General features: G+C 44.9%; 20 protein-coding genes. 5 read left to right on the plus strand and 15 right to left on the minus strand.

Annotation, left to right across the window (positions count from 1 at the left end; all coding sequences use genetic code 11):
* Positions 1 to 121: 121 nt before the first annotated feature.
* From NST45_RS16755 to NST45_RS16780, 6 genes are all read right to left on the minus strand, one after another.
* Entirely contained in the window at positions 122 to 922 is an 801-nt protein-coding gene (locus tag NST45_RS16755) for a Cof-type HAD-IIB family hydrolase (protein WP_036689337.1), read from the minus strand.
* A gap of 261 nt (positions 923 to 1,183) precedes the next feature.
* A complete protein-coding gene (locus NST45_RS16760) occupies positions 1,184 to 1,948 on the minus strand; it encodes a pseudouridine synthase (RefSeq protein ID WP_036689333.1) in 765 nt (254 codons plus the stop codon).
* Between the two features lie 2 nt (positions 1,949 to 1,950).
* On the minus strand, positions 1,951 to 3,471 hold the full coding sequence (locus tag NST45_RS16765) for an RsmB/NOP family class I SAM-dependent RNA methyltransferase (RefSeq protein WP_036689330.1): 1,521 nt from the start codon (positions 3,469 to 3,471) through the stop codon (positions 1,951 to 1,953).
* A 101-nt stretch (positions 3,472 to 3,572) separates the two neighbouring features.
* On the minus strand, positions 3,573 to 4,025 hold the full coding sequence (locus NST45_RS16770) for a DUF309 domain-containing protein (RefSeq protein WP_036689328.1): 453 nt from the start codon (positions 4,023 to 4,025) through the stop codon (positions 3,573 to 3,575).
* Positions 4,015 to 4,827, minus strand: a complete 813-nt coding sequence (locus tag NST45_RS16775) for a GTP pyrophosphokinase family protein (protein ID WP_036689325.1) — start codon at positions 4,825 to 4,827, stop codon at positions 4,015 to 4,017. The genes NST45_RS16770 and NST45_RS16775 overlap by 11 nt, the downstream gene beginning before the upstream one ends.
* 34 nt (positions 4,828 to 4,861) lie before the next feature.
* The gene (locus NST45_RS16780) at positions 4,862 to 5,956 is read right to left on the minus strand and encodes a quinone-dependent dihydroorotate dehydrogenase (protein ID WP_036689322.1); all 1,095 of its coding nucleotides are present in this window, start codon (positions 5,954 to 5,956) and stop codon (positions 4,862 to 4,864) included.
* 209 nt (positions 5,957 to 6,165) lie between these two features.
* Between NST45_RS16780 and NST45_RS16785 the strand changes: the two genes are divergently transcribed.
* Positions 6,166 to 6,303, plus strand: coding sequence for a hypothetical protein (locus tag NST45_RS16785; protein ID WP_167348489.1), 138 nt, complete (start codon positions 6,166 to 6,168; stop codon positions 6,301 to 6,303).
* Here the strand turns inward: NST45_RS16785 and NST45_RS16790 are convergent.
* From NST45_RS16790 to NST45_RS16800, 3 genes are all read right to left on the minus strand, one after another.
* Positions 6,300 to 7,733, minus strand: a complete 1,434-nt coding sequence (locus NST45_RS16790) for a L,D-transpeptidase (RefSeq protein WP_339823251.1) — start codon at positions 7,731 to 7,733, stop codon at positions 6,300 to 6,302. The genes NST45_RS16785 and NST45_RS16790 overlap by 4 nt on opposite strands.
* 134 nt (positions 7,734 to 7,867) lie before the next feature.
* On the minus strand, positions 7,868 to 8,110 hold the full coding sequence (locus tag NST45_RS16795) for a ferredoxin (protein ID WP_036689316.1): 243 nt from the start codon (positions 8,108 to 8,110) through the stop codon (positions 7,868 to 7,870).
* Positions 8,111 to 8,270: 160 nt separating this feature from the next.
* Positions 8,271 to 9,563: a DNA polymerase IV gene (locus NST45_RS16800; protein WP_036689656.1), complete on the minus strand. Its 1,293-nt coding sequence runs from the start codon at positions 9,561 to 9,563 to the stop codon at positions 8,271 to 8,273.
* Between the two features lie 156 nt (positions 9,564 to 9,719).
* On the opposite strand from NST45_RS16800, the gene cimA reads away from it, so the two are divergent.
* Positions 9,720 to 11,339, plus strand: a complete 1,620-nt coding sequence (gene cimA / locus NST45_RS16805; protein WP_339823254.1) for a citramalate synthase — start codon at positions 9,720 to 9,722, stop codon at positions 11,337 to 11,339.
* Between the two features lie 601 nt (positions 11,340 to 11,940).
* Here the strand turns inward: cimA and NST45_RS16810 are convergent.
* A complete protein-coding gene (locus tag NST45_RS16810) occupies positions 11,941 to 12,504 on the minus strand; it encodes a TlpA disulfide reductase family protein (protein ID WP_076100887.1) in 564 nt (187 codons plus the stop codon).
* 160 nt (positions 12,505 to 12,664) lie between these two features.
* On the opposite strand from NST45_RS16810, the gene NST45_RS16815 reads away from it, so the two are divergent.
* Positions 12,665 to 13,141, plus strand: coding sequence for a M67 family metallopeptidase (locus NST45_RS16815; RefSeq protein WP_076140922.1), 477 nt, complete (start codon positions 12,665 to 12,667; stop codon positions 13,139 to 13,141).
* Here the strand turns inward: NST45_RS16815 and NST45_RS16820 are convergent.
* Genes NST45_RS16820 through NST45_RS16830 form a run of 3 tightly spaced genes read right to left on the minus strand, consistent with a single transcriptional unit; the run spans position 13,123 to position 16,376 of the window.
* Entirely contained in the window at positions 13,123 to 13,872 is a 750-nt protein-coding gene (locus NST45_RS16820; RefSeq protein WP_038569828.1) for an exonuclease domain-containing protein, read from the minus strand. The genes NST45_RS16815 and NST45_RS16820 overlap by 19 nt on opposite strands.
* On the minus strand, positions 13,869 to 14,942 hold the full coding sequence (locus tag NST45_RS16825; RefSeq protein ID WP_076107547.1) for a DUF294 nucleotidyltransferase-like domain-containing protein: 1,074 nt from the start codon (positions 14,940 to 14,942) through the stop codon (positions 13,869 to 13,871). The genes NST45_RS16820 and NST45_RS16825 overlap by 4 nt, the downstream gene beginning before the upstream one ends.
* Before the next feature lie 39 nt (positions 14,943 to 14,981).
* Complete coding sequence (locus NST45_RS16830; RefSeq protein ID WP_036689307.1) at positions 14,982 to 16,376, minus strand: ammonium transporter; 1,395 nt, start codon at positions 16,374 to 16,376, stop codon at positions 14,982 to 14,984.
* Positions 16,377 to 16,924: 548 nt separating this feature from the next.
* Between NST45_RS16830 and NST45_RS16835 the strand changes: the two genes are divergently transcribed.
* Both NST45_RS16835 and NST45_RS16840 read left to right on the plus strand, forming a co-directional pair.
* Positions 16,925 to 17,356 carry a MerR family transcriptional regulator gene (locus tag NST45_RS16835; protein WP_036689305.1) on the plus strand — a complete coding sequence of 144 codons (432 nt, stop codon included), beginning with the start codon at positions 16,925 to 16,927 and terminating at the stop codon, positions 17,354 to 17,356.
* Positions 17,357 to 17,391: 35 nt separating this feature from the next.
* Positions 17,392 to 18,063, plus strand: coding sequence for a zinc metallopeptidase (locus NST45_RS16840; protein ID WP_339823257.1), 672 nt, complete (start codon positions 17,392 to 17,394; stop codon positions 18,061 to 18,063).
* Positions 18,064 to 18,099: 36 nt separating this feature from the next.
* Here NST45_RS16840 and NST45_RS16845 read toward each other — a convergent pair whose 3' ends face one another.
* Positions 18,100 to 19,014: a LysR family transcriptional regulator gene (locus tag NST45_RS16845; RefSeq protein ID WP_036689300.1), complete on the minus strand. Its 915-nt coding sequence runs from the start codon at positions 19,012 to 19,014 to the stop codon at positions 18,100 to 18,102.
* A gap of 4 nt (positions 19,015 to 19,018) precedes the next feature.
* Positions 19,019 to 19,654 carry a rhomboid family intramembrane serine protease gene (locus tag NST45_RS16850; RefSeq protein ID WP_038574339.1) on the minus strand — a complete coding sequence of 212 codons (636 nt, stop codon included), beginning with the start codon at positions 19,652 to 19,654 and terminating at the stop codon, positions 19,019 to 19,021.
* Positions 19,655 to 19,760 lie beyond the last annotated feature (106 nt).

Raw genomic sequence — 19,760 nt, forward strand, 5'->3', positions numbered from 1 at the left:
TAGTTAATCCTAAGGGCGGGTTATTTTTGGATAGAATCATTTCTGTTTATGTATCTCTTTTATTTCCTTCACACCAAAAAAAGCATAGAACGGACTCAAGTCCGCTTTATGCTTTCCATTATTAAGATAAACAATATTTAACCAGCGCATCTCGCACACCATGCTCGTTGTTTGACCCCGTGACAGCATTCGCTGCCGCTTTGACCTCAACCGGAGAATTATCCATTGCAACGCCCATACCCGCGTATGTAAGCATAGAAATATCATTAAAATAATTACCGATCGAAAGAACTTCCTCTTGCGGAATTCCCAGCTTCACAGCCAGATTCTTTAAGGCGTTGCCCTTGGAGGCTTCCGGATGCATCAAATCAACGAAAAATTCACCACTGCGCAAAATATTGTACTCATGGGTCCAAGTACGCCATTCACGTTCAGCTTCGTCAAGGATTTCTGGTTGTGTAAATACAGTAAACTTAACAACCGGTTCACGGAAATCTTCCCATGCTGGCAGTGTAGCCGGCACGATACGGAAGTGTTCATACATATAATTGGCTTCTTTGGTCAGGTTTTCTACATTATCTACATACATATCAAAAGCCGTATTCACATCATAATGAATATCATGCTTTCTACAATAATCAATATAAGGGTCAAGACCACGAGCATCCATACCGTATTGATGCAGCACTTCCCGATCTTTCACACGAACCGTTGCAGCTCCGTTATGACCTAGCACATAACCAGACAACCCCATTTCCTCCATAAAAGGAATCGAGTTCTGCGGACTGCGGCCGGTACATAACACGATTTGCCCACCAAGACGCGTAACCTCAGCAATGGCTTCTTTATTCTCAGTGCTCAAGTGGTGATCATCATTCAACAGTGTACCATCCACATCTAGTGCAATCAGTTTGTATCTCATACTCCCACCATCCTTGTCTTTCTTTTTCTATATATATTGAACCTGGCTATTTGAGTTAAGTTTCAGTCGCAACTGCGGTGAATATTTGGACTTCCAGCCGCTGTTGTTTCCAGATTTCTTGATTTATACCGTTTAATAGTGGTTGAAATCCGGAAACAAAGGCGGTCGCTATCGCTCTTACAGTTCCAAATTTCCCCTCCGTCACTCCATTCCCTTATCCCAAGTTTCCAAATTCAATTTATATACCATTTTTTCTATATATTATTGTTCTGGTGCTTCTGTACTTAAGAGTGCCAGTTCCTCTAGCGTAAGTTCCCGGCTAGCTCCCAGTGGCAGACTTTCGTCCAGCCTCAATTCTCCCATAGATACTCGTTTCAGAAAAGTGACTTTTTTGCCGACAGCTTGGAACATTCGCTTCACCTGGTGAAACTTTCCTTCTGTGATGATCAGCGAAATATGTGAGATTACTTTACTGCCACGTTCTCTTCCCAATATAGTTAGCTGTGCAGGTAAAGTAACATATCCATCTTCCAGCTCGACACCTGCCGCAAAAGCCGCTACATCGTCTGCATCTACGTCTCCCTCAACTGTAGCTTCATAAGTCTTAGGGACATGCTTGCGTGGCGATAGTAGTTCGTGGGCAAGCTGTCCATCATTGGTGAGCAGAAGCAGCCCTACTGTGTCCTTATCTAACCTTCCTACAGGAAAAGGTTCAAACTGTACATATTCCTGCTTTAAAAGATCCAGAACAGTCCGATCCCGCTTGTCCTCTGTTGCCGACAGAACTCCCGGTGGCTTATTCATCATAAGATAAATAAATTCACGATAGGTAACAAGCTCGCCGCCAACCACAATTTCATCGTGATAAGGGTCTACATGAAATCCACTATCCTTGACGACTGCACCATTCACGGTAATTAAACCTTGCTTGGCTTGTTTACGAATATCGCTGCGTGATCCTACCCCCATATGGGACAATACTTTATCTAAACGCTGCTTTTTTGCAGTTTTCCCTGATAGGCTCATTCTTACATCCACCTCCAGCCTGCGGGATATTCATTCTTGAGCACACCGTCCTGCCACTTCCCCCAGCCTGCACTATAACCATCTATGCAGACCAGTACGTATCCTTTTTGGGTAGTTCCTATTTTAATAGAGAGACGTTCTTGACTAATCAACAATGTCTCTCCTTTAAGATAGGAAATAGCTTCATTACTCGTACTGGAAAGTGAGACACTTCGGCAGCTCTCTTCAGGGTGTAACGCGGTAGCCATTGGATGTCCTGGGATAAATCTGCCGTTACGGACATGTCCTACATACCATCCTGGACGAATCGCCTTTAATCCATTTAATCTTTCCTTAGGTAGTGGGGAGATGTACAGATGATCACCGAAGAAAATCGGATACCCTTTTGGCTCCCAGCCAAGCTGATCTTTTATAAAATCTCCATATGCAGCCAATGCTTGCTCTTCTCCTGAACCTTGACGGCCACGTTCAGCGCCAGCAGCAGATTTATTAGAGAACTTACCTTCTTTCCCTCGTCTGGCTTCTGGTTTGTTTGAGGATTTAACATGAGCAGTGCCTTTTTTATTCGTATTCCGTGTAACTGCGCTCAACTTAACTTCGGCTTGATCACGTTCCTCCGCAGATACCTTTGGCCCTACATGCTGCAGCACAGCCATGAAATGTCCTTCACCTTTTACTTTATGCGGCCATAGTCTTGCCGTCCCTGATAATTCTCCAAAACCTGGAGCAAACGAGCCAGTGCCTCCAACTGTAATCACCGAAAACTGTGGATGTTCAGAAATAAACTCCGCTATAATTTCCTCATTTTCTTCGGTAGCAAATGTACAGGTGGAATAGACAAGTGTACCTCCCGGTGCCAACGCTGTTGCAGCAGAACGTAAAATATCCCGCTGCATGGCAGCATATTTGGCAGGTGTACCTGAATCCCACTGCTTCACCATGTCTTCGTCTTTACGGAACATCCCTTCACCTGAGCATGGAGCATCAATCAAGATTTTGTCAAAATAAAGCGGGAATGCCGCTGCAATATGATCTGGACTTTCGTTTAATACGATACCGTTGCGCACCCCATACAGCTCTAGATTTTTGGCTAAGGCTTTCGTGCGTTCTGGATGAAGATCATTGGTAACCAACAAGCCTTCTCCTGAGAGCTTGGCAGAAATCTGTGTGGATTTGCCCCCAGGTGCAGCGCATAAATCAAGGACACGATCTCCTGGCTGTACATCAAGCAGTTCCACAGGTGCCATAGCGCTTGGCTCTTGAATGTAATACAATCCCGCGTGATAATGTGGATGTTTACCTGGTCTAGCCCCATCCTCTGTATAGAATCCGGTTGGACACCACGGAATGGGTTCCAGCTCTAAAGTGGAAAGAGCTTGCAATTTCTCCACTGAAATTTTCAATGTATTAACACGAACGCCTCCGTTAGGGGTCTCCTTGTACGAATCCGCAAATTGATTATAATCCGTTCCCAGCAAGTCCATCATACGCTCGCTGAAAGAACTGGGCAGTTGTGCCGCCATGATGCCGTCCTCCTGATAGTACTGCTAAAATTTAGGTGTTTAAAGATTCAAGGAACACCCTTACGGGTGTCCCTTTGGCAATACTCATTTATAGAGGATCATTATTTACGATGAGAAGAGGTCGGTCTCTGAGGACCTCGTCGTTGAGGATTATTCGGTGTGATCGCCATAGCCGCAGAGTTCACTTCGTCCGCCAGACCTTGATCAATGATTTCTATAGTCAGATCATAATAAGAAAATGGCTGCTGCTCACACGACTCCAAGCGGCGAACATAATCCTTCACTTCCACCACTAGCTTAGCCAAATTAATGCCAAGTGTCACTGCTGAATATTCTTCCAGCTTGGCAGCAGCCCCACTTAGCATAATCGTTGCACCACGCATATTATTATTGCGGCAATGGTACAACCCAACAGCTACTTGGAGAAGTGCTTTGTACAATGGGTCGCGTTGCTTGGCAAGCCATAGCTCTTCGAGCACCTCGTGACATTCGAAATAATCCCGGTCACGATTAAAGTACACTAGATAAGCCAAGTACAACGGATCATAAGCCATCCGGCAAACTATCCTTTTTAGCTGCGGAGAGAAGTCCCCGTACATGATCCAGAAGCTCCTTCATCGCTTCCATGTCCTGAGCCTGCCATATTTCGTTAAATCGAGCCTGAGTATCTATAGCCTCATTCACCAAATGATAGAAATACAATTGATGAATAGATTTGAGAATTTGAGTCGTCATATTCGAGTTTTCCTCGAAGGTCTTTTGCGCTTCCAGAATTTCATCACGAATACTGGACATTTCGCTGTCCAAGATGGAGGCTGCTTCAGCTGCGGTTTTCAGGCGCACTCGCATTTCATCCGGCAAGCTTTCCCGATATTTATAATTCAGAGAGTGCTCTATGGTTGCCCAGAAATTCATAGCTAGTGTACGAATTTGGATCTCTGCGAGCACTATTTTTTGTCCCAGAGCTGTCTGCACAGGATATTTAATAATCATATGAAAGCTGCGATAGCCGCTCTCTTTATAATTGGTGATATAATCCTTCTCATACAGGACTTCAAGATCCTTACGAGCCCGGATATATTCAGCCACTCTGCGGATATCCTCCACGAACTGGCACATAATCCGGATCCCGGCTATATCTTCAATGCCCGTCTCCAGATCTTCCATCTTCACATTCAGGCGCTTAGCCTTTTCCAAAATGCTTGACAGCCGCTTTACACGACCAGTTACGAATTCAATCGGCGTGTATTCCTCTCTTTTCTTCAACTCCGAACGCATTGTTTTGAATTTAACTTTCAATTCTTCCACTGTCTGTTCATATGGAAGCAAAAAAGTTCCCCAGTCCCTGCCGTCCATCGCCTTCGTCCTCCTGTCCTTTCGACTCCTTCAATCAGTGATGATCAGCACCCACTGCTTCAGAGATATGACTGAATCCGTCCCGCCGTAAGAGCTGCCGTAATCCGGCATGCAGCCTGCGGTTAACCTCCGGTCCTTCGTAGATAAGTGCTGTATAAATTTCGACCAGACTTGCGCCTGCTCTTATCTTGTCATACGCATCCTGACTGGTGAATATGCCCCCTGAACCTATGATCGGCATCTTCCCTTCAGTCTGGCGATAAATCCTACGAATAATTTCCGTTGACCGGTCACGAAGTGGCTTACCGCTTAATCCACCTGTCTCATTAGCCTTTTCATGACTAAGTCCATCCCGGTTCAATGTAGTATTCGTAGCAATAATACCATCCATACCAGCTTCTGTCAGTGATTGAACCATATACTCCAATTCAGAATCACTTACATCTGGAGCAATCTTAACCAACAAGCTCTTATTCATGCCGGTGGCTTTACGCTGAATCTCCATTTCTTCCTTTACTTGTGCTAGTAGGAACGCTAATTCGCTGCCATGCTGGAGACTGCGCAGCCCCGGTGTATTTGGTGAGCTGATATTGACCACAAAAAAATCACCGTACGGATAAAGCGTACGGATACACTGACGATAATCTTCATGAGCCGCTTCATTACTAGTTATTTTATTCCGTCCAATATTTACTGCTATTGGAACTCTGCGATTTTTTAATTTTTTTAGACGCTCTGCCATAGCGTCAGCCCCTTCGTTATTGAAGCCCATACGATTGATCAGAGCTTCATCAGAGGGAAGACGGAACAAACGCGGGCTATCATTTCCCGGTTGACCCTTAGGGGTAACCGTCCCCACTTCCATAAATCCGAATCCGATCGAAGAGAATCCAGAAACGGCCTCGGCATTCTTATCCAAGCCTGCTGCCAGTCCAACTGGAGTCGGAAAATGTATGCCAAACAGATCAACTGCTAAATCTGCCGTTTCAGGAACGCCATACATTAAACGCAATGCCGCGCTTCCCCCTGGAACTGATGATGATTTATCCAATCCACCTATGACGAGATGGTGAGCCTTCTCAGGGTCCAGCTTAAAGAAAATTGGTTTACCAAAATTACGATACAACACCGTTCTCGCTCCTTAAGGGGTACTTCACTAATCCACGTGTCTACCCGATTCTGTAGGTTTCTTCTTAATTTTAGCCTTTTCTTGAACAAAAGAAAAGCATTTTACCCTGTAAGTGTGCAGAGAGCTTAACCCAAAGTATAGTAATTTTCTTGTAAACGCATTACAATATAGGGGTAATCAGCGATTAAGAGAGAAAGAAGGTATGCTGGATGTCAACTAAACGTAAACCACCAACTTTGCAGCAAAAGAAAGAAGAAGTTAATCGTAAAGCGCTAATGTGGATCGGCGTAAGTTTAACTTTACTAATTCTTCTCATCATCGTTCTGTTTATAGTTGCCGGGAACTAATTCAGCCAGTGATATAATTTGTGGGGGTTGGTCTGATCATACGGAGCAGCAGGGTTGAAGCGTTTCGCCGGCAGCAGCTGCTTTTCAGGCAGAACCCCTTTACTGATCACCACTTTTGTTCCTTTTGGAATCATAGCGAATAGTTCTTCCACATCTTCTCGACTCATCCGAATACAGCCAAGGGATTCATCCTTGCCGACACTTTCTGGCTCATTGGTGCCATGAATAGCGTAATTACTATCTGAAAGTTGTAGTCCGCGGCTTCCGAACTCCCCATTATCATGACCGTTTGGATTGACCACTTTATCTGTAATGATGAAGTTGCCTTCTGGAGTCTTGTCTCCCCCAAGACCTACCTCATAATTCCGCAGAATAACAGAGCCGCTGACTACTGCCAAGCGGTGTTTTTGTTTATCCACAATCACTCTAAGCGGCTGGTCAAAAAAGGGAACGCCCTTTCCATTACTTCCACTCTCGCTTAACGCCGTCGGTATGCCCATTCCCGCCTCAACAATTGAGCTTGGAGGCTCCTCCGCAACTTCTGGTATCCCAAGTGCCTTAGCAGTTGCTACTTCCTTTAGAGAATTGAAATCACGCTTCATGACTGGTGTCGTCCCGCCAATCCAATTCTCCGGAAAAGGTCTAGTCAATTCCGCCAAGGAAACCGGAAGCTTGCCTTTATGATTCTGATAAGCCCTCATTGCACTCCATAATGTAGCTAGCTCCTCTTGATCACCCTGCCACTCAGCTGCATCCTCCGCAACTTCCCCTTGCTCTGGCGGTTCGCATGCACATGCCGCTGAATCATAGGATTGGTATACCAACCGTCCATTCCCATTCTTCTGCAGTGTGGAATTAAGCGGAAGCTTCTCTTTCCACAGCAGCCACTTCCCTTCCCGCTCCATGCCCAAAATAGCAGCTTCAAACGGTTCCTCGCGCATTAGCATAGTTGCCATCAGCTTCCCTGACGAAGCCGAAGCTCCACTCTCTTGCGCTGTATACATCATTTTTCGTGCCTCTAGAACGGGTTCCTTCTCAATATCTTTTTGATCAAGCGGATCTTTAACTTCAGAAGTAACCGTGTCTTGGACCGTATCCTGATCTCCCGCAATATCTAGACCCGGAGCCACAGCCGATGGCACCATAACCAGTAATAGAAGCATCAGCCCAAGCATAATGTAGCGGAATCTTTGCTGCCTTCGGTCCCGCTGGCGGCTTGCCTGAAGCAGCCCTTCCTCATATTCCCGCAGCGTTTCCGCAGGCACCTTACTATGCTCGAAAGCTTCATATACTTCTCCAGCCTGATTGAAGCAATAGTTAGCTTTCCCCTGTTGACCGTTCTTATAGTATTCCTTACCCAGCAAGTACCATGCCATCTTATTGTCTGGATGCATCTGTACATATGCTTTGAGGTGCTGAGAATTTTTCATCGGAACCTCCGAAATTTTATAATTCCTTCCTACATTAATATCGGTCAGACATCGCAAAAAAGACATCCCTAGCTGAACAAAAGTTCGCAGGAGATGTCTTTATGTTGTGCTGGAAGTTACAAAATCCCGGTTAATTAGCCCTCTTTGTTAAAAGGCTCATCCGCAATTTTAATAGAATCGGTTGGGCATCCATCACAAGAATCCTGGAGATCATCAAACAAATCATCCGGAATCGCTGTGATGCCGTGGTTTCCGTCATTTTCATAAATAACTTCTGCCAAACCTTCATCATCGTAATCAAAAATATCAGGAGCCGTTGCGCCACATGCACCGCAAGCGATACAAGTGTCTTTTTCGACCCAAGTGTACTTAGCCATTTTATCTCTGCCTCCCGTTGAGCAATACAGCGCTGTTGTACCAGCGTCTTATTTTTCTCATATTAATATAAAAAGAATACAATTTCAATCGATTTTCAATACGTTTGCATTTCTGACGCATTCTACGACACCTATTTTGACATGTCATAGAATGTTCTTGTCACTCTTTATCAGACTCGACAGATAGAAGATTATCCTTTTGCAGTGAAGTGCCCCGTTCTTTATGATTGCGGAGCCTTGCAGAGTGAGAATCGCTTAACATCCCGGCAGTTAACACTGCATTTTCACCGAATTTATTACGCAGCATATCCATAGTCTTGTTAAGAGACTCTTTCTTAGGCTGACGTTCGTAATCGAACAAATCAAGCTGAATGGCGGAATCCTCTTTAGCAATCAAGCCCTGCAGGGTCACACCCAGCAACCGCACAGGCTTCTCCCCATTCCAATGACGAACATATAGATCGCAGACGGACTTGTAGATATCCTCCCCACTCTCCGAAGGAGCCTCTAGCTGACGCGAGCGGGTTATAGTCTTCATATCGGGCGTCCGAATAGTCAGCTGTACCCCTGAGGCAACAAGACCTTGCTTACGCAATCGCCGAGCTACCTGATCACTTAAATTCAGCAAAATCGGTCGTACCTCAGCAAGACCTACGACATCCCGCGGCAATGTTGTGGTGTGCCCAATCGACTTACTCTGCTCCCGCTCAGGGTTAACGATCCCATGATCAATACCGTTGCCGGCACGCTTTAGCCATGAGCCCATAACTCCGAAATTCTCAACCAGCATATTTTCATCAGCCGCTGCTAATTGACCAATACTGTAAATGCCCAGTTTGCGGAGCTTTTCTGCTGTTTTTCCACCAATGCCGAACATTTCATTACAGGGCTTGTCCCATAAAATCTTAGGCACATCCCGCAGCCGCAGCACCGAAATGCCGTTTGGCTTTTTTAAATCGGAAGCCATCTTCGCAAGCAGCTTATTGGGAGCGATCCCCACTGAGCATGGCAAGCCCAATTCTTCCATTATACGGCGCTGAATCGTCTCCGCTATTTCCATGGGTGTACCGAATTGTCTGGAGCCAGTTATATCAAGGTAACATTCATCGATGGACACTGCTTCCAGTAACGGAGTATAGCTATATGCAATCTGCATAAAAGCATTAGAATATTTGCGGTATAAATGGAAGTCCGGTTTAATAACGATAAGCGATGGACAAATACGAAGCGCCTTCTGAACTTGCATTCCCGTCGAAATCCCCATTCTGCGGGCGACGTAGGAACAAGTCACTATGATCCCTTTCCGCAATTCAACACTACCCGCAACCGCTGTAGCTTTGCCTCTATATTGGTCAGGGTCCTCTGCCTCATGCACAGAGCAGTAAAAAGCATTCATATCGACATGCAGGATAACCCTGCCGCTCGTTGGATAATACTGATCAACATTCTGCACAATATCTACCTTCTTATCCTCAGGTTTTCTATTGTCCAATTTAGAATAACTCTCCGCTGCGGTTAGGTCAACTTAAGAGGCTGTAAAGTTCTTTGTTACATTCCCGCGTAAAAATGCTATAATATATAAATTCATTTCCCTATAAGGAGGACTCTCATGTCTAAGTCCATCTCCATCTTCGATACTACATTACGCGACGGCACCCAAGGTGAAGGCATCAGTCTGTCGGCTGACGACAAACTGAAGATTGCCAAGAAACTCGATGATCTGGGTGTGCACTATATTGAAGGTGGCATCCCGGGAAGCAACAATAAAGACATTGAATTTTTCAAAAGAGTCAAGGAGCTTCATCTGAACGCCAAAATTACAGCGTTCGGCAGCACTCGGCGTAAGAATTCCTTGGCCGAAAACGATGACAATTTAAAACGTATGATTGACGCAGGGGTTCCTGCTGCTACACTCGTCGGAAAATCTTGGGATTTTCATGTACACACTGCATTACAGACTACGCTTGAGGAGAACCTCGCCATGATCGGCGACTCCATATCCTACTTGAAACGCCAAGGCCTTGAAGTGATTTTTGATGCCGAGCATTTCTTCGACGGATACAAGAATAATCCTGAATATGCAGCAGCTGTTCTGTCCAAAGCCCGGGAAGCCGGAGCAGATTGGCTTGTAATGTGCGATACCAACGGTGGAACCTTACCTTATGAAATTCATGAGATTGTTACCGCTCTAAATCAACAATTACCCGGAGCCAATTTCGGAATTCACACTCATAATGACTGTGAGCTGGCGGTTGCCAATGCACTTAGCGCCATCGGAGCTGGAGCACGGCAAGTACAAGGTACCATTAATGGTTACGGTGAACGGTGTGGCAACGCCAACCTATGTTCTATTATTCCTACACTACAGATCAAAATGGGTTATCACTGTATTCCAGGCGATTCATTATCACAGCTTACCAACACTGCCCGCTATATTAGTGAAGTGGCCAATGTTAATCTGCCGGTAAATCAGCCTTATGTCGGAAATGCAGCTTTCGCCCACAAAGGTGGAATCCATGTCTCCGCCATCATGCGTGATTCACGGACCTATGAGCATATCGCTCCTGAGCTTGTCGGGAACAAGCAGCGTGTGCTGGTCTCCGAACTGGCTGGACAGAGCAATGTACTCTCCAAAGCGCAGGATATGGGTTTAAATCTGGATCCAAGCAGCGAGCAGGCTCGCCGGGTGATCGAGAAGATTAAAACGATGGAACATCAAGGTTATCAATTTGAAGGTGCCGATGCCTCACTGGAGCTACTCCTTCGGGAAGCTACCGGCGAGATGAATGAAACCTTTACCTTTGAATCCTTCAAGATGTTAGTTGAGAAAACCGCAGAACATCCAGTAGTATCTGAAGCGTTCGTTAAACTGAAAGTTGGCAGTGAGAATCTTTATACTGCTGCTGAAGGTAACGGTCCAGTCAACGCACTCGATAACGCGCTTCGTAAAGCATTACAGACCTATTTCCCACAATTAAAGGAAATGCATCTATCCGACTATAAAGTCCGTGTAATAGATGAACAGGATCAGACTGCAGCGAAGGTAAGGGTATTGATTGAATCCAAGAACTTCACAGACACCTGGAGTACGGTTGGTGTCTCCAGTAACGTAATTGAAGCCAGCTGGGAGGCACTTGTTGACAGTATGCGCTACGCGCTTCTCAATGAGCTCTCATTGGAGAATGAGAAGACAACCAGCAATGAACCTAGAGGCCTGGTCAATCATTAATTGATCACTTATAGACTTTTGTAAGACAAAAAAAGAAGCTTCCCAAAAGTAGAATTCTACTTATAGGGCAGCTTCTTTTTTATTAAATAGGCTATATAACGGACTATTACTTTAGCCCATAGACTATGGGTGGTGGGCAGTGGGCGGCGCGGGATGTACGGATGCGCGGGGTGCGCGGAGTGCGGGTGCGGGTGCGGGTGCGGGTGCGGTAGAGTAATTAGGGAAAAACTCCCTGAAAGTAGCCGATATTCGCTATAAATGAACAGAAATAGGGAATTCCTCCCTAAAAATTAGGGTGATTTCATTATTTTTTACCAAAACAGCTAAATTAGAGGGATATTTTCCCTAATTATTCGTTGAATGACCCGAGATCTCAAATTTATGGGGAGAAATTCCCTAATTGTTCTAACGCGGCTTTCTTCGGGGTTCCAGCCATTTCTGCTCCACGGTATAGTGAAATTAATGCTTGTGGTCCACTAAAGCAAATCGCGTATGACCAAAAACGCAGATCAGCGATCCTCCAATAAGAAGAATCGCTGATCTTTAGACTTTTGCTGTTTGGAGAAAAAAGCAGATCTGTCTCTTATATGGACAGCCCGCTTCATGATTCGGTAAGCTTGATTATTTTCTTTTCCAACTCTTCAGGGCTAAGAATACCTAAAATAATCTCGGAGATCACTCCATTCTTATCTATGAGCACATTGGTGGGAAAAACAGCTCCATTATATTTGCTGTACACCTCATCTTTTACATCAAACATAACCGGAAACACAAGACCGTATTTCTTGATAAAACGTTCAGCATTGGGTTTATAATCCTGACTGCTCACATTAATACCGTAAATATCTAGAACATCCTTATACTTAGTGGCCATGGTATTAAGTTCAGGAGCTTCCTGCTGGCAGGGATCACACCATGAAGCCCAGAAATTAAGGATTACCGCTTTATCTCTGGGGCCATCAACAACATAGGTAGTCCCATCTGTTCCCTGAAGTGAAAACGAAGGTGCACGCAGTCCAGCCTTAGGTCCACTCTTCATCGGCAGCTCATTTTGCTGCGCAAGCACAGCTTCTGCTTTTGGCTCACGATTATGCCACACCGCAAACACAGCAACACATACAACTATGAGCAACACTGTTATATTTAATTTGTTACTTGCTTTCATAGTCATCTGTTCCTTTACAATTGGAATAGTTTTCTACTATTGTACCCTCATTAGGTTAAATTTCAAACCATTCATATTTTACACAATAATATATACTTTTATAATAAAAAAGAGGGTTTCGTCTGCGACGAAACCCTAAAGAAGAGAGAGGGGTGAACAAATGGCAGCATTCCAGGGAAATGTCCAGCCAATAAGACTGAAATATTCCGTACAGCAAGCACTGGGGAAGCACCTGCTATCCTGTTATCCGCATGAAGCATGCGGAATCCTGCTGGGTGCTGCCGCAGCGGGTGGCATGCTCATTGATACTTACGTACCCTTGCGCAACGTAGCGCCAGACCCGCTGCACACCTTCACTCCCCACCCCGAAGAGTGGATTAATGTTCTTTACAACGAACCGACAATCATCGGTCTATTTCATTCCCACCCACATTCAGCACCTATCCCTTCAGTTGCCGATTATAAAGGATTAACAGCACTAGGACCTGAGTTTGCCCTCTATCTTATAGGTTCTCCCAACACCAAAGACAGCGGCAATCCAATTCTGAACGGATTTTATATTGAGCGTTTGCCTGATGACCACGGTAATTTGTCCCGCGGTTTATCCCAAGCCCCGCTTCACGTTCTACTTAAATAAGCATAGAGATCTCCCAAGGTATCCACTTGGCCGCGCTCCGAAATTTCCCGAAGGTAGATCACCCACAGCTGCGCTGTCATCTTTGCGTCTTCCAAGGCATGATGACGGCCATGAATCGGAATTTCGTGCACATATAGCAGCTCATCCAGCGAATAATTACTTCGTTGTGGCTCAAGCCAACGCGCTAACATCATCGTGTCCAGCACACGGTGTGTAAGCTGAACTTTAGAGGTTTTCCATAAAGCAGCATTAAGAAAAGCCTTATCATGTGAGCTTGCATGTGCCACCAGCACATTCTGACCTACAAAGGACATAAAATTATGAAGACCATCCATTAAGGAGGGAGCGGATTGTGTCATTTCTTCCGTAATCCCAGTCAGCCTTGTAATATCCTCCGGAATAGCCGTCTGACAGTTCACCAGTGTATAAAAGCATTCTTCTTCTTTAATCTGCTCTCCAACAACCTTGACGGCTCCAAAAGACATAATCTCATCCCCATGCTGATGGGAAAAGCCTGTCGTCTCTAAATCAAATATCACTGTCTCTAGCTCAGACAATGGGGTATGCAGGACCTCAGGACGCCGCTTCTCTCGCATCAAAGATCGAATAAAGGCCATTTGCTGCGCAGTCTGTTGCGCAGTTTCCCCACCTCTCATCGAAGCGATAGCCGAGGGCATTCCACCTTGTCTTAGATTACTCCAGAATCCTCCGCTTTTGTTCGGCTCCCTCATGACCGCCACCTTTCCGCTGAGCGGAGCTGACGCTGCAGCGCCCGGTGAAGGCGTCTGACAAGCAGCAGGCTTTCACGCAGCTCAGACAGCAGCTGCTTATTCTTCAATTCACTCTCAGCTACATAATCACTGCTGATTAACAATCCATCCTGAACACTATATGGCGTGTTCACTCGCAACCGCATTGCTAATAAGAAAGCTCTGCGAATATCCTCTAAATGTTGATATTTCCCAAGCCTATCAAGCGCTTCAATCCGCTCTAATGTCGAGCCAGCTCTAATGCCATGTAGTAAGGACAACCGTCTAACAATGTTCACTAACGGAATATAGACCCCATACTTAACATCAAATCCGCCTGCATAATCACCAAACCGCTCTGTTAACACCTGTCCCAGTAAATTCAAAGTCGCTTTATGGCGTACTGTATTGCGAAGAACAGCATTAGACAGCTGCTCATTGTCCGCAAAGCCTTCATAGAAAGCTTCTTGCCACTTCGCTGATAACTCCACGCTTCCTGCCACATGACGCATATCAGAAGAGATAATAAGATACCGGATCGGCTCCCATTCCAACTGATTTCTCCAGCTATCAAGCTGCTCTATCCATTCAGATAATGTCTTACGCCACATAACTTGGGAGCACATCACCTTCCCCGCACATTTCTCATACCCTACTTCTTCAAGCATATCGGATAACAAAGTTCCGAAAAATTCGAAATAGCGATTTTTTTCCCCATCAGGCTCTCCTTCGACTATCAGGCCATTATCCTGATCGCTCCAAAGCGTTGCCTCCTGTCTCCCACTGCTGCCAAACACAATAAAGGAATAAGCACAGGGAGGCGGGCCATAGCCCGCCTCTTTCATCTGCGCCTCACATATGAGTACTGCGGTTTGGGCAATAAGATCATGCATAGTATTCACACGGAACATCCATTCCTCTATAGGAATAACATTCAACTGTTCGAGAAGTACTTTTTGACAGGCAACACGCCTCTCCCTAAGCTCCTCTGACGAACCGGCCAATACGATGGTCCTAAAGCTTTCTTCATTATACTCATCTGTTAACTCCATCGATGCCACACGGTCCGCCTCCCTGTCCGAGGTGAAATATTATTGTTTAAGGGTTTTGGATTCCGAATCTGCGATCAATTTCATTTGTTCAGGGTATCCGTAAGTACCATGCTCACTGATATCCAGACCCATCAATTCTTCTTCTTCTGTAACACGAAGTCCGATAGTTACCTTCATTACATACAAGATGATGAAAGAAAGAACGGCTACGAAAACAAATGTTCCAACCACACCAAGCACTTGAACCCCTAGTTGATGGAAACCGCCACCGTAGAACAACCCAGCTTCACCTACCAAGCCGCCTTTAGTAATAAGCTCAGGTACAGCGAACAGACCCGTTGAAACTGCACCCCACATCCCCGCAATACCATGCACCGAGAAAGCATAGATTGGATCATCAAGCCCTGCACGTTCCAGCCATTGGGAAGTCATGAATGTAAAAGCACCGGCTACAAAGCCAATAATGATTGCTGCCCATGGATCAACGAAAGCACATGCTCCTGTGATTGCAACCAATGCAGCTAGAACACCATTCAGCATCGCTGGAATATCAGATTTACCAAAATACAACCAAGATGCAATTAGAGCTGCCAAACCACCTGCTGCTGCTGCAATGTTCGTTGTTAGGGCTACGTGACCGAAGAAACCGCCCATTGGGGACAAAGCACTACCTGGATTGAATCCGAACCAACCAAACCAGAGGATAATAACACCGAGTACAGTAAATACTTGGTTATGACCTGGAATAATCACTGGTTTTCCTTCTTTATTAAACTTACCAAGCCGAGGCTTAAGCAGTATGGTTGCTACCACTGCTGCCGTTGCACCTGTAAGATGGACAACTGTGGAACCTGCATAATCTTGCATTCCCAGCTCAGCCAACCAGCCACCGCCCCATACCCAGTGAGCTACAACTGGATAAATTACGACGGAGAACAAAATTCCGAAAATGATATACACGCTTAGCTTCGCACGTTCTGCCATACCACCAGATACGATAGCCAAGGAAACTGCTGCAAAGGCCATTTGGAATAAGAATTTAACATTTAAAGTAACATCAGAAAATGCAAGTGATTCAAAAGAAGCTGCGGTTGAATCTCCTCCGTACAAGAAGCCTGTAGTACCGAAGAAGCCATTGCCGTTACCGAAACCAAGTCCAAAGCCGATAGCCCAGAAGCAAAGACTTGCGATAGCCAGGGTAAGTACTGTCTTACCTGCTACGTGCCCTGCATTCTTCATCCGAACCGAACCCGCTTCGAGCATTGCAAACCCTGCTTGCATAAAGAATACTAAAATGAATGCCAGGAAGGTAAACGCTGTGTCCAATCCGACTTGTAAGTCAACGTTCGTCGGACCATCCGCTGCAAAAGCACTTACCGGATAAATCATCAGTGTAATCATGGCCAGTAACATCATCAACCATTTCTTTTTCATTTTTACCCCACTCCCCAATGTTATATTTTCTAACAAAGCGTGAAACTCTTAATGTCATTATAATCAGAAGTCAGGTAAATTGACAAGACTATTTTGGGAATGTTTTTATTTTATTTTATTTGAGCACACGAAATTTTCACAGTACTAATGGACTGGAGGTCCTAAAGGCCTGATTCTAGCTGCATTTTCATTAAAATAACTACGTGTACAATCTCAATTATATTACCTAATTATTGAACGCATCTTTTACCAAAATTACAAAATACATAACATTTAATGTTATGTATTGGGGTAACTTATAGTTTTCATCCCCAATCATTCTTCAAATTTGATATCCCTTTGAGTTTGAGTGTATTGTATAGAAACTACAGATCACCGTTCATGAATTAACCCTTCTTTACTGCATATACTTTATGAAAGTATGACGTTTGACTGTATGGTTTCCAGTTTGTTATCATTACAGATAGCATAAGAAACCATCAATTTAGAAGATGACCGCCACTTATCGGCAGTCGTATTCAATTAGTGAGGCGAGATTAAATGGGGATATGATTTTGTATCGAATTGGAGAATTAGCTAAGGCTGCTCACATTAGTGAACGAACTATTGATTATTACACGAAACTGGGATTAATCTCCCCGGAATCTAGAAGCACCAAAAATTATCGGCTATACAGCCATGAAACCTTGGCTGCTTTAGAACGTATTACTCAATTAAAGCATGACAAGTATTCATTGGAAGAAATCAAATCTATGCTAGGCAAATGGAATGAGGCAACACCAGAAACCGACGTCTCTGATAAATTAGTCGAGTTAGAGCAGCAAATGCAGCGGCTAGAACGGGAAGTAAAAGCCCTTGAACCTCTTATAAGTGGTTTGAAGCCAGGACAGGCCAGTCGCGTACTTTCAAATCTGCTCCCTCAGGGATTAGCCTGCATGGAAGCGATCCGGCTATTGCTTACGCAAGGACCGCCAATGTAAATACCATATTTACAATACAGTGGAGGAATGCACCTATGTTTATGTACCTGTTAGTAATTATTGCCTTTCTTTTCTCATTGTGGGCACAGTTTAGAGTTAAAGGAACCTTCAGCAAATGGTCGAAGGTAGCTAATTCGAACGGCCTGACTGGATATGAAGCAGCTAGACGTATGCTCGACGCCAATGGCTTACACGATGTTCCGATTGAACCTGTAAGAGGCACACTTTCAGACCATTATGACCCCATCCACAGGGTTGTACGCTTATCAGAGCCTGTGTATTATGAAAGCTCCATCTCTGCAATCTCCGTCGCTTGTCACGAAGTAGGCCACGCGATTCAGCATAAAGTAAGTTACCCTATGTTGACACTTCGTCACCGGATGTTCCCGGTAGTTAATTTCGCATCAGGTGTCGCGCCTTTCATGCTGATGGCAGGTTTCATCTTCGGTTACTTTAATCTTATAGGCTTGGGTATCATTTTCTTCTCAGCTGCTGTTGCATTCCAGCTCGTAACCCTGCCTGTAGAATTCAACGCCAGTAACCGGGCTCGTCAGGTCATGGTAGAACAAGGTTTCATCCGTAACGAAGAAGAACGCGGAATAGCAAAGGTTCTCAACGCCGCTGCATTAACTTATGTTGCCGCTGCTCTAGTATCCTTGCTTGAACTGCTTCGCTTAATCACCGTCTTTTTAGGCAACCGCGACTAATATCGCATACCTCTAAACAACAAAAACCCCGGAAGGCTAAGAGCCGACCGGGGTATTATTTTGTCTAGCTTTAAAGTAGGAGATTAAAAAAGTCCGAAAGGAACGTGCCACCAGCGGCAATTTACTATCTGTACGGTAGATCAAGCCAACCGTTCTCGTCACCGCAGGCTCCACAACCCTCACCTGAGCTGGTTGAAGAGGATTCGTCTGATAGAACGCCATCTCCGGAAGCAGGCTTACACCCATCCCTGCGGCCACCAAACCACGAATGGTATCGGTCTCTCCGCCTTCAAATGCAATCTGCGGTTGAAATCCCGCCTGCAAGCAAGCTTGCCAAACGATAGGTCTTAACGAATAGCCTTGGCTGAATAGAACAAACTTCTCTTTTTGCAGCTGTTCCAACCGGATCTCAGACTCTCCTGCCAACCTGTGATTCTGAGGAAGAATCGCAAACAACTCTTCAGTCATTACAATATCCCCCGAGACATGCTCATCATTCTCCGGAAAAGGCGAAATGAAAGTTAAATCCACTTCTCCAGACAATACGTCTTTTATCAAAGAAGGGTAAGATCCTTGTTTAAAACGAAATTTGACATGAGGATAATATTTACGAAAATCTGCAACGATAGTCGGGATGAGATGTGTGCCAAGACTATGCGGGAATCCGATCCGAATCTCTCCACGCTCAGGATCCAGAAATTCATGCACCTCATTTACCGAATGCTCCAACTCTTTAAGGATACTCTCAACCTTCTTGCAAAAGAGCTGTCCAACAGGCGTAAGCTGCAGATTGCGCCCTTTTTGCATGAATAGATCAACCCCAAGCTCTTGCTCCAGCTGATGAATCTGACGGCTTACCGCAGACTGCGCTACATGAAGCTCTTCTGCCGCTCTTGTTACGTGTTCTTTTTGAGCTACCTTTAAAAAATATTGCAGCTGTCTTAGCTCCACTCCATCATCGCCCCTGTCTTAGGCTTTTTTTGAATATACGAATAATTAGCCCATATACGAAAAAGCCAGAAACCAAACCTCCGAGATGCGCAACCCAATTCACATTTGGTGTAGCAAACGACATAATGATCCCGATTATTAACAATCCATATAAAGTTTTACGCGAGCCCTCATCCATCATGGCCCGTTGAATAACTGCAATGTATAAAAATGCACCATAAATGGCGTAGATTGCTCCAGAAGCACCAACCGAGACCGTACCAAACTCTACTACTGAGCGAGCACTAATCGCAATTGTAAGCACATTTGCCAGAAATCCGCCCGCCAGATAGAGCAGCGCATAACGCCACCAGCCCAGCAATCGCTCCAGAGGCGGTGCAAACACCAGGAGAGCGAAGCAATTAAAGAACAGATGGGAAAACCCATTATGTAAAAAAATAGCGGCTAGATAGCGCCACAGTTCCTCTTTGTACGGACTCACATCAACTATAGCACCAAAATCAACAAGCGTTTGAATATTTGTTGATCCTCCGTTAACTGCCATAAGGATAAACATGATCACATTGGCCAATATGAGCAGACAGGTTACCGGATAATACCGGACATAACTTTTCCAATTTTCGTACCGAATAAATATCATAACACCCATCCCTTTACATATATATCTTGTCCGGTTGGACATCTTCCTGCTATTAAGATTATAATTTATTGTGGCAGTAAGAATCCAATATTATAATTCGAGGAGG

Source organism: Paenibacillus sp. FSL R7-0163 (genome assembly GCF_037969975.1).
In the GTDB taxonomy this organism is placed as follows: Bacteria; Bacillota; Bacilli; order Paenibacillales; family Paenibacillaceae; genus Paenibacillus_AQ; species Paenibacillus_AQ odorifer.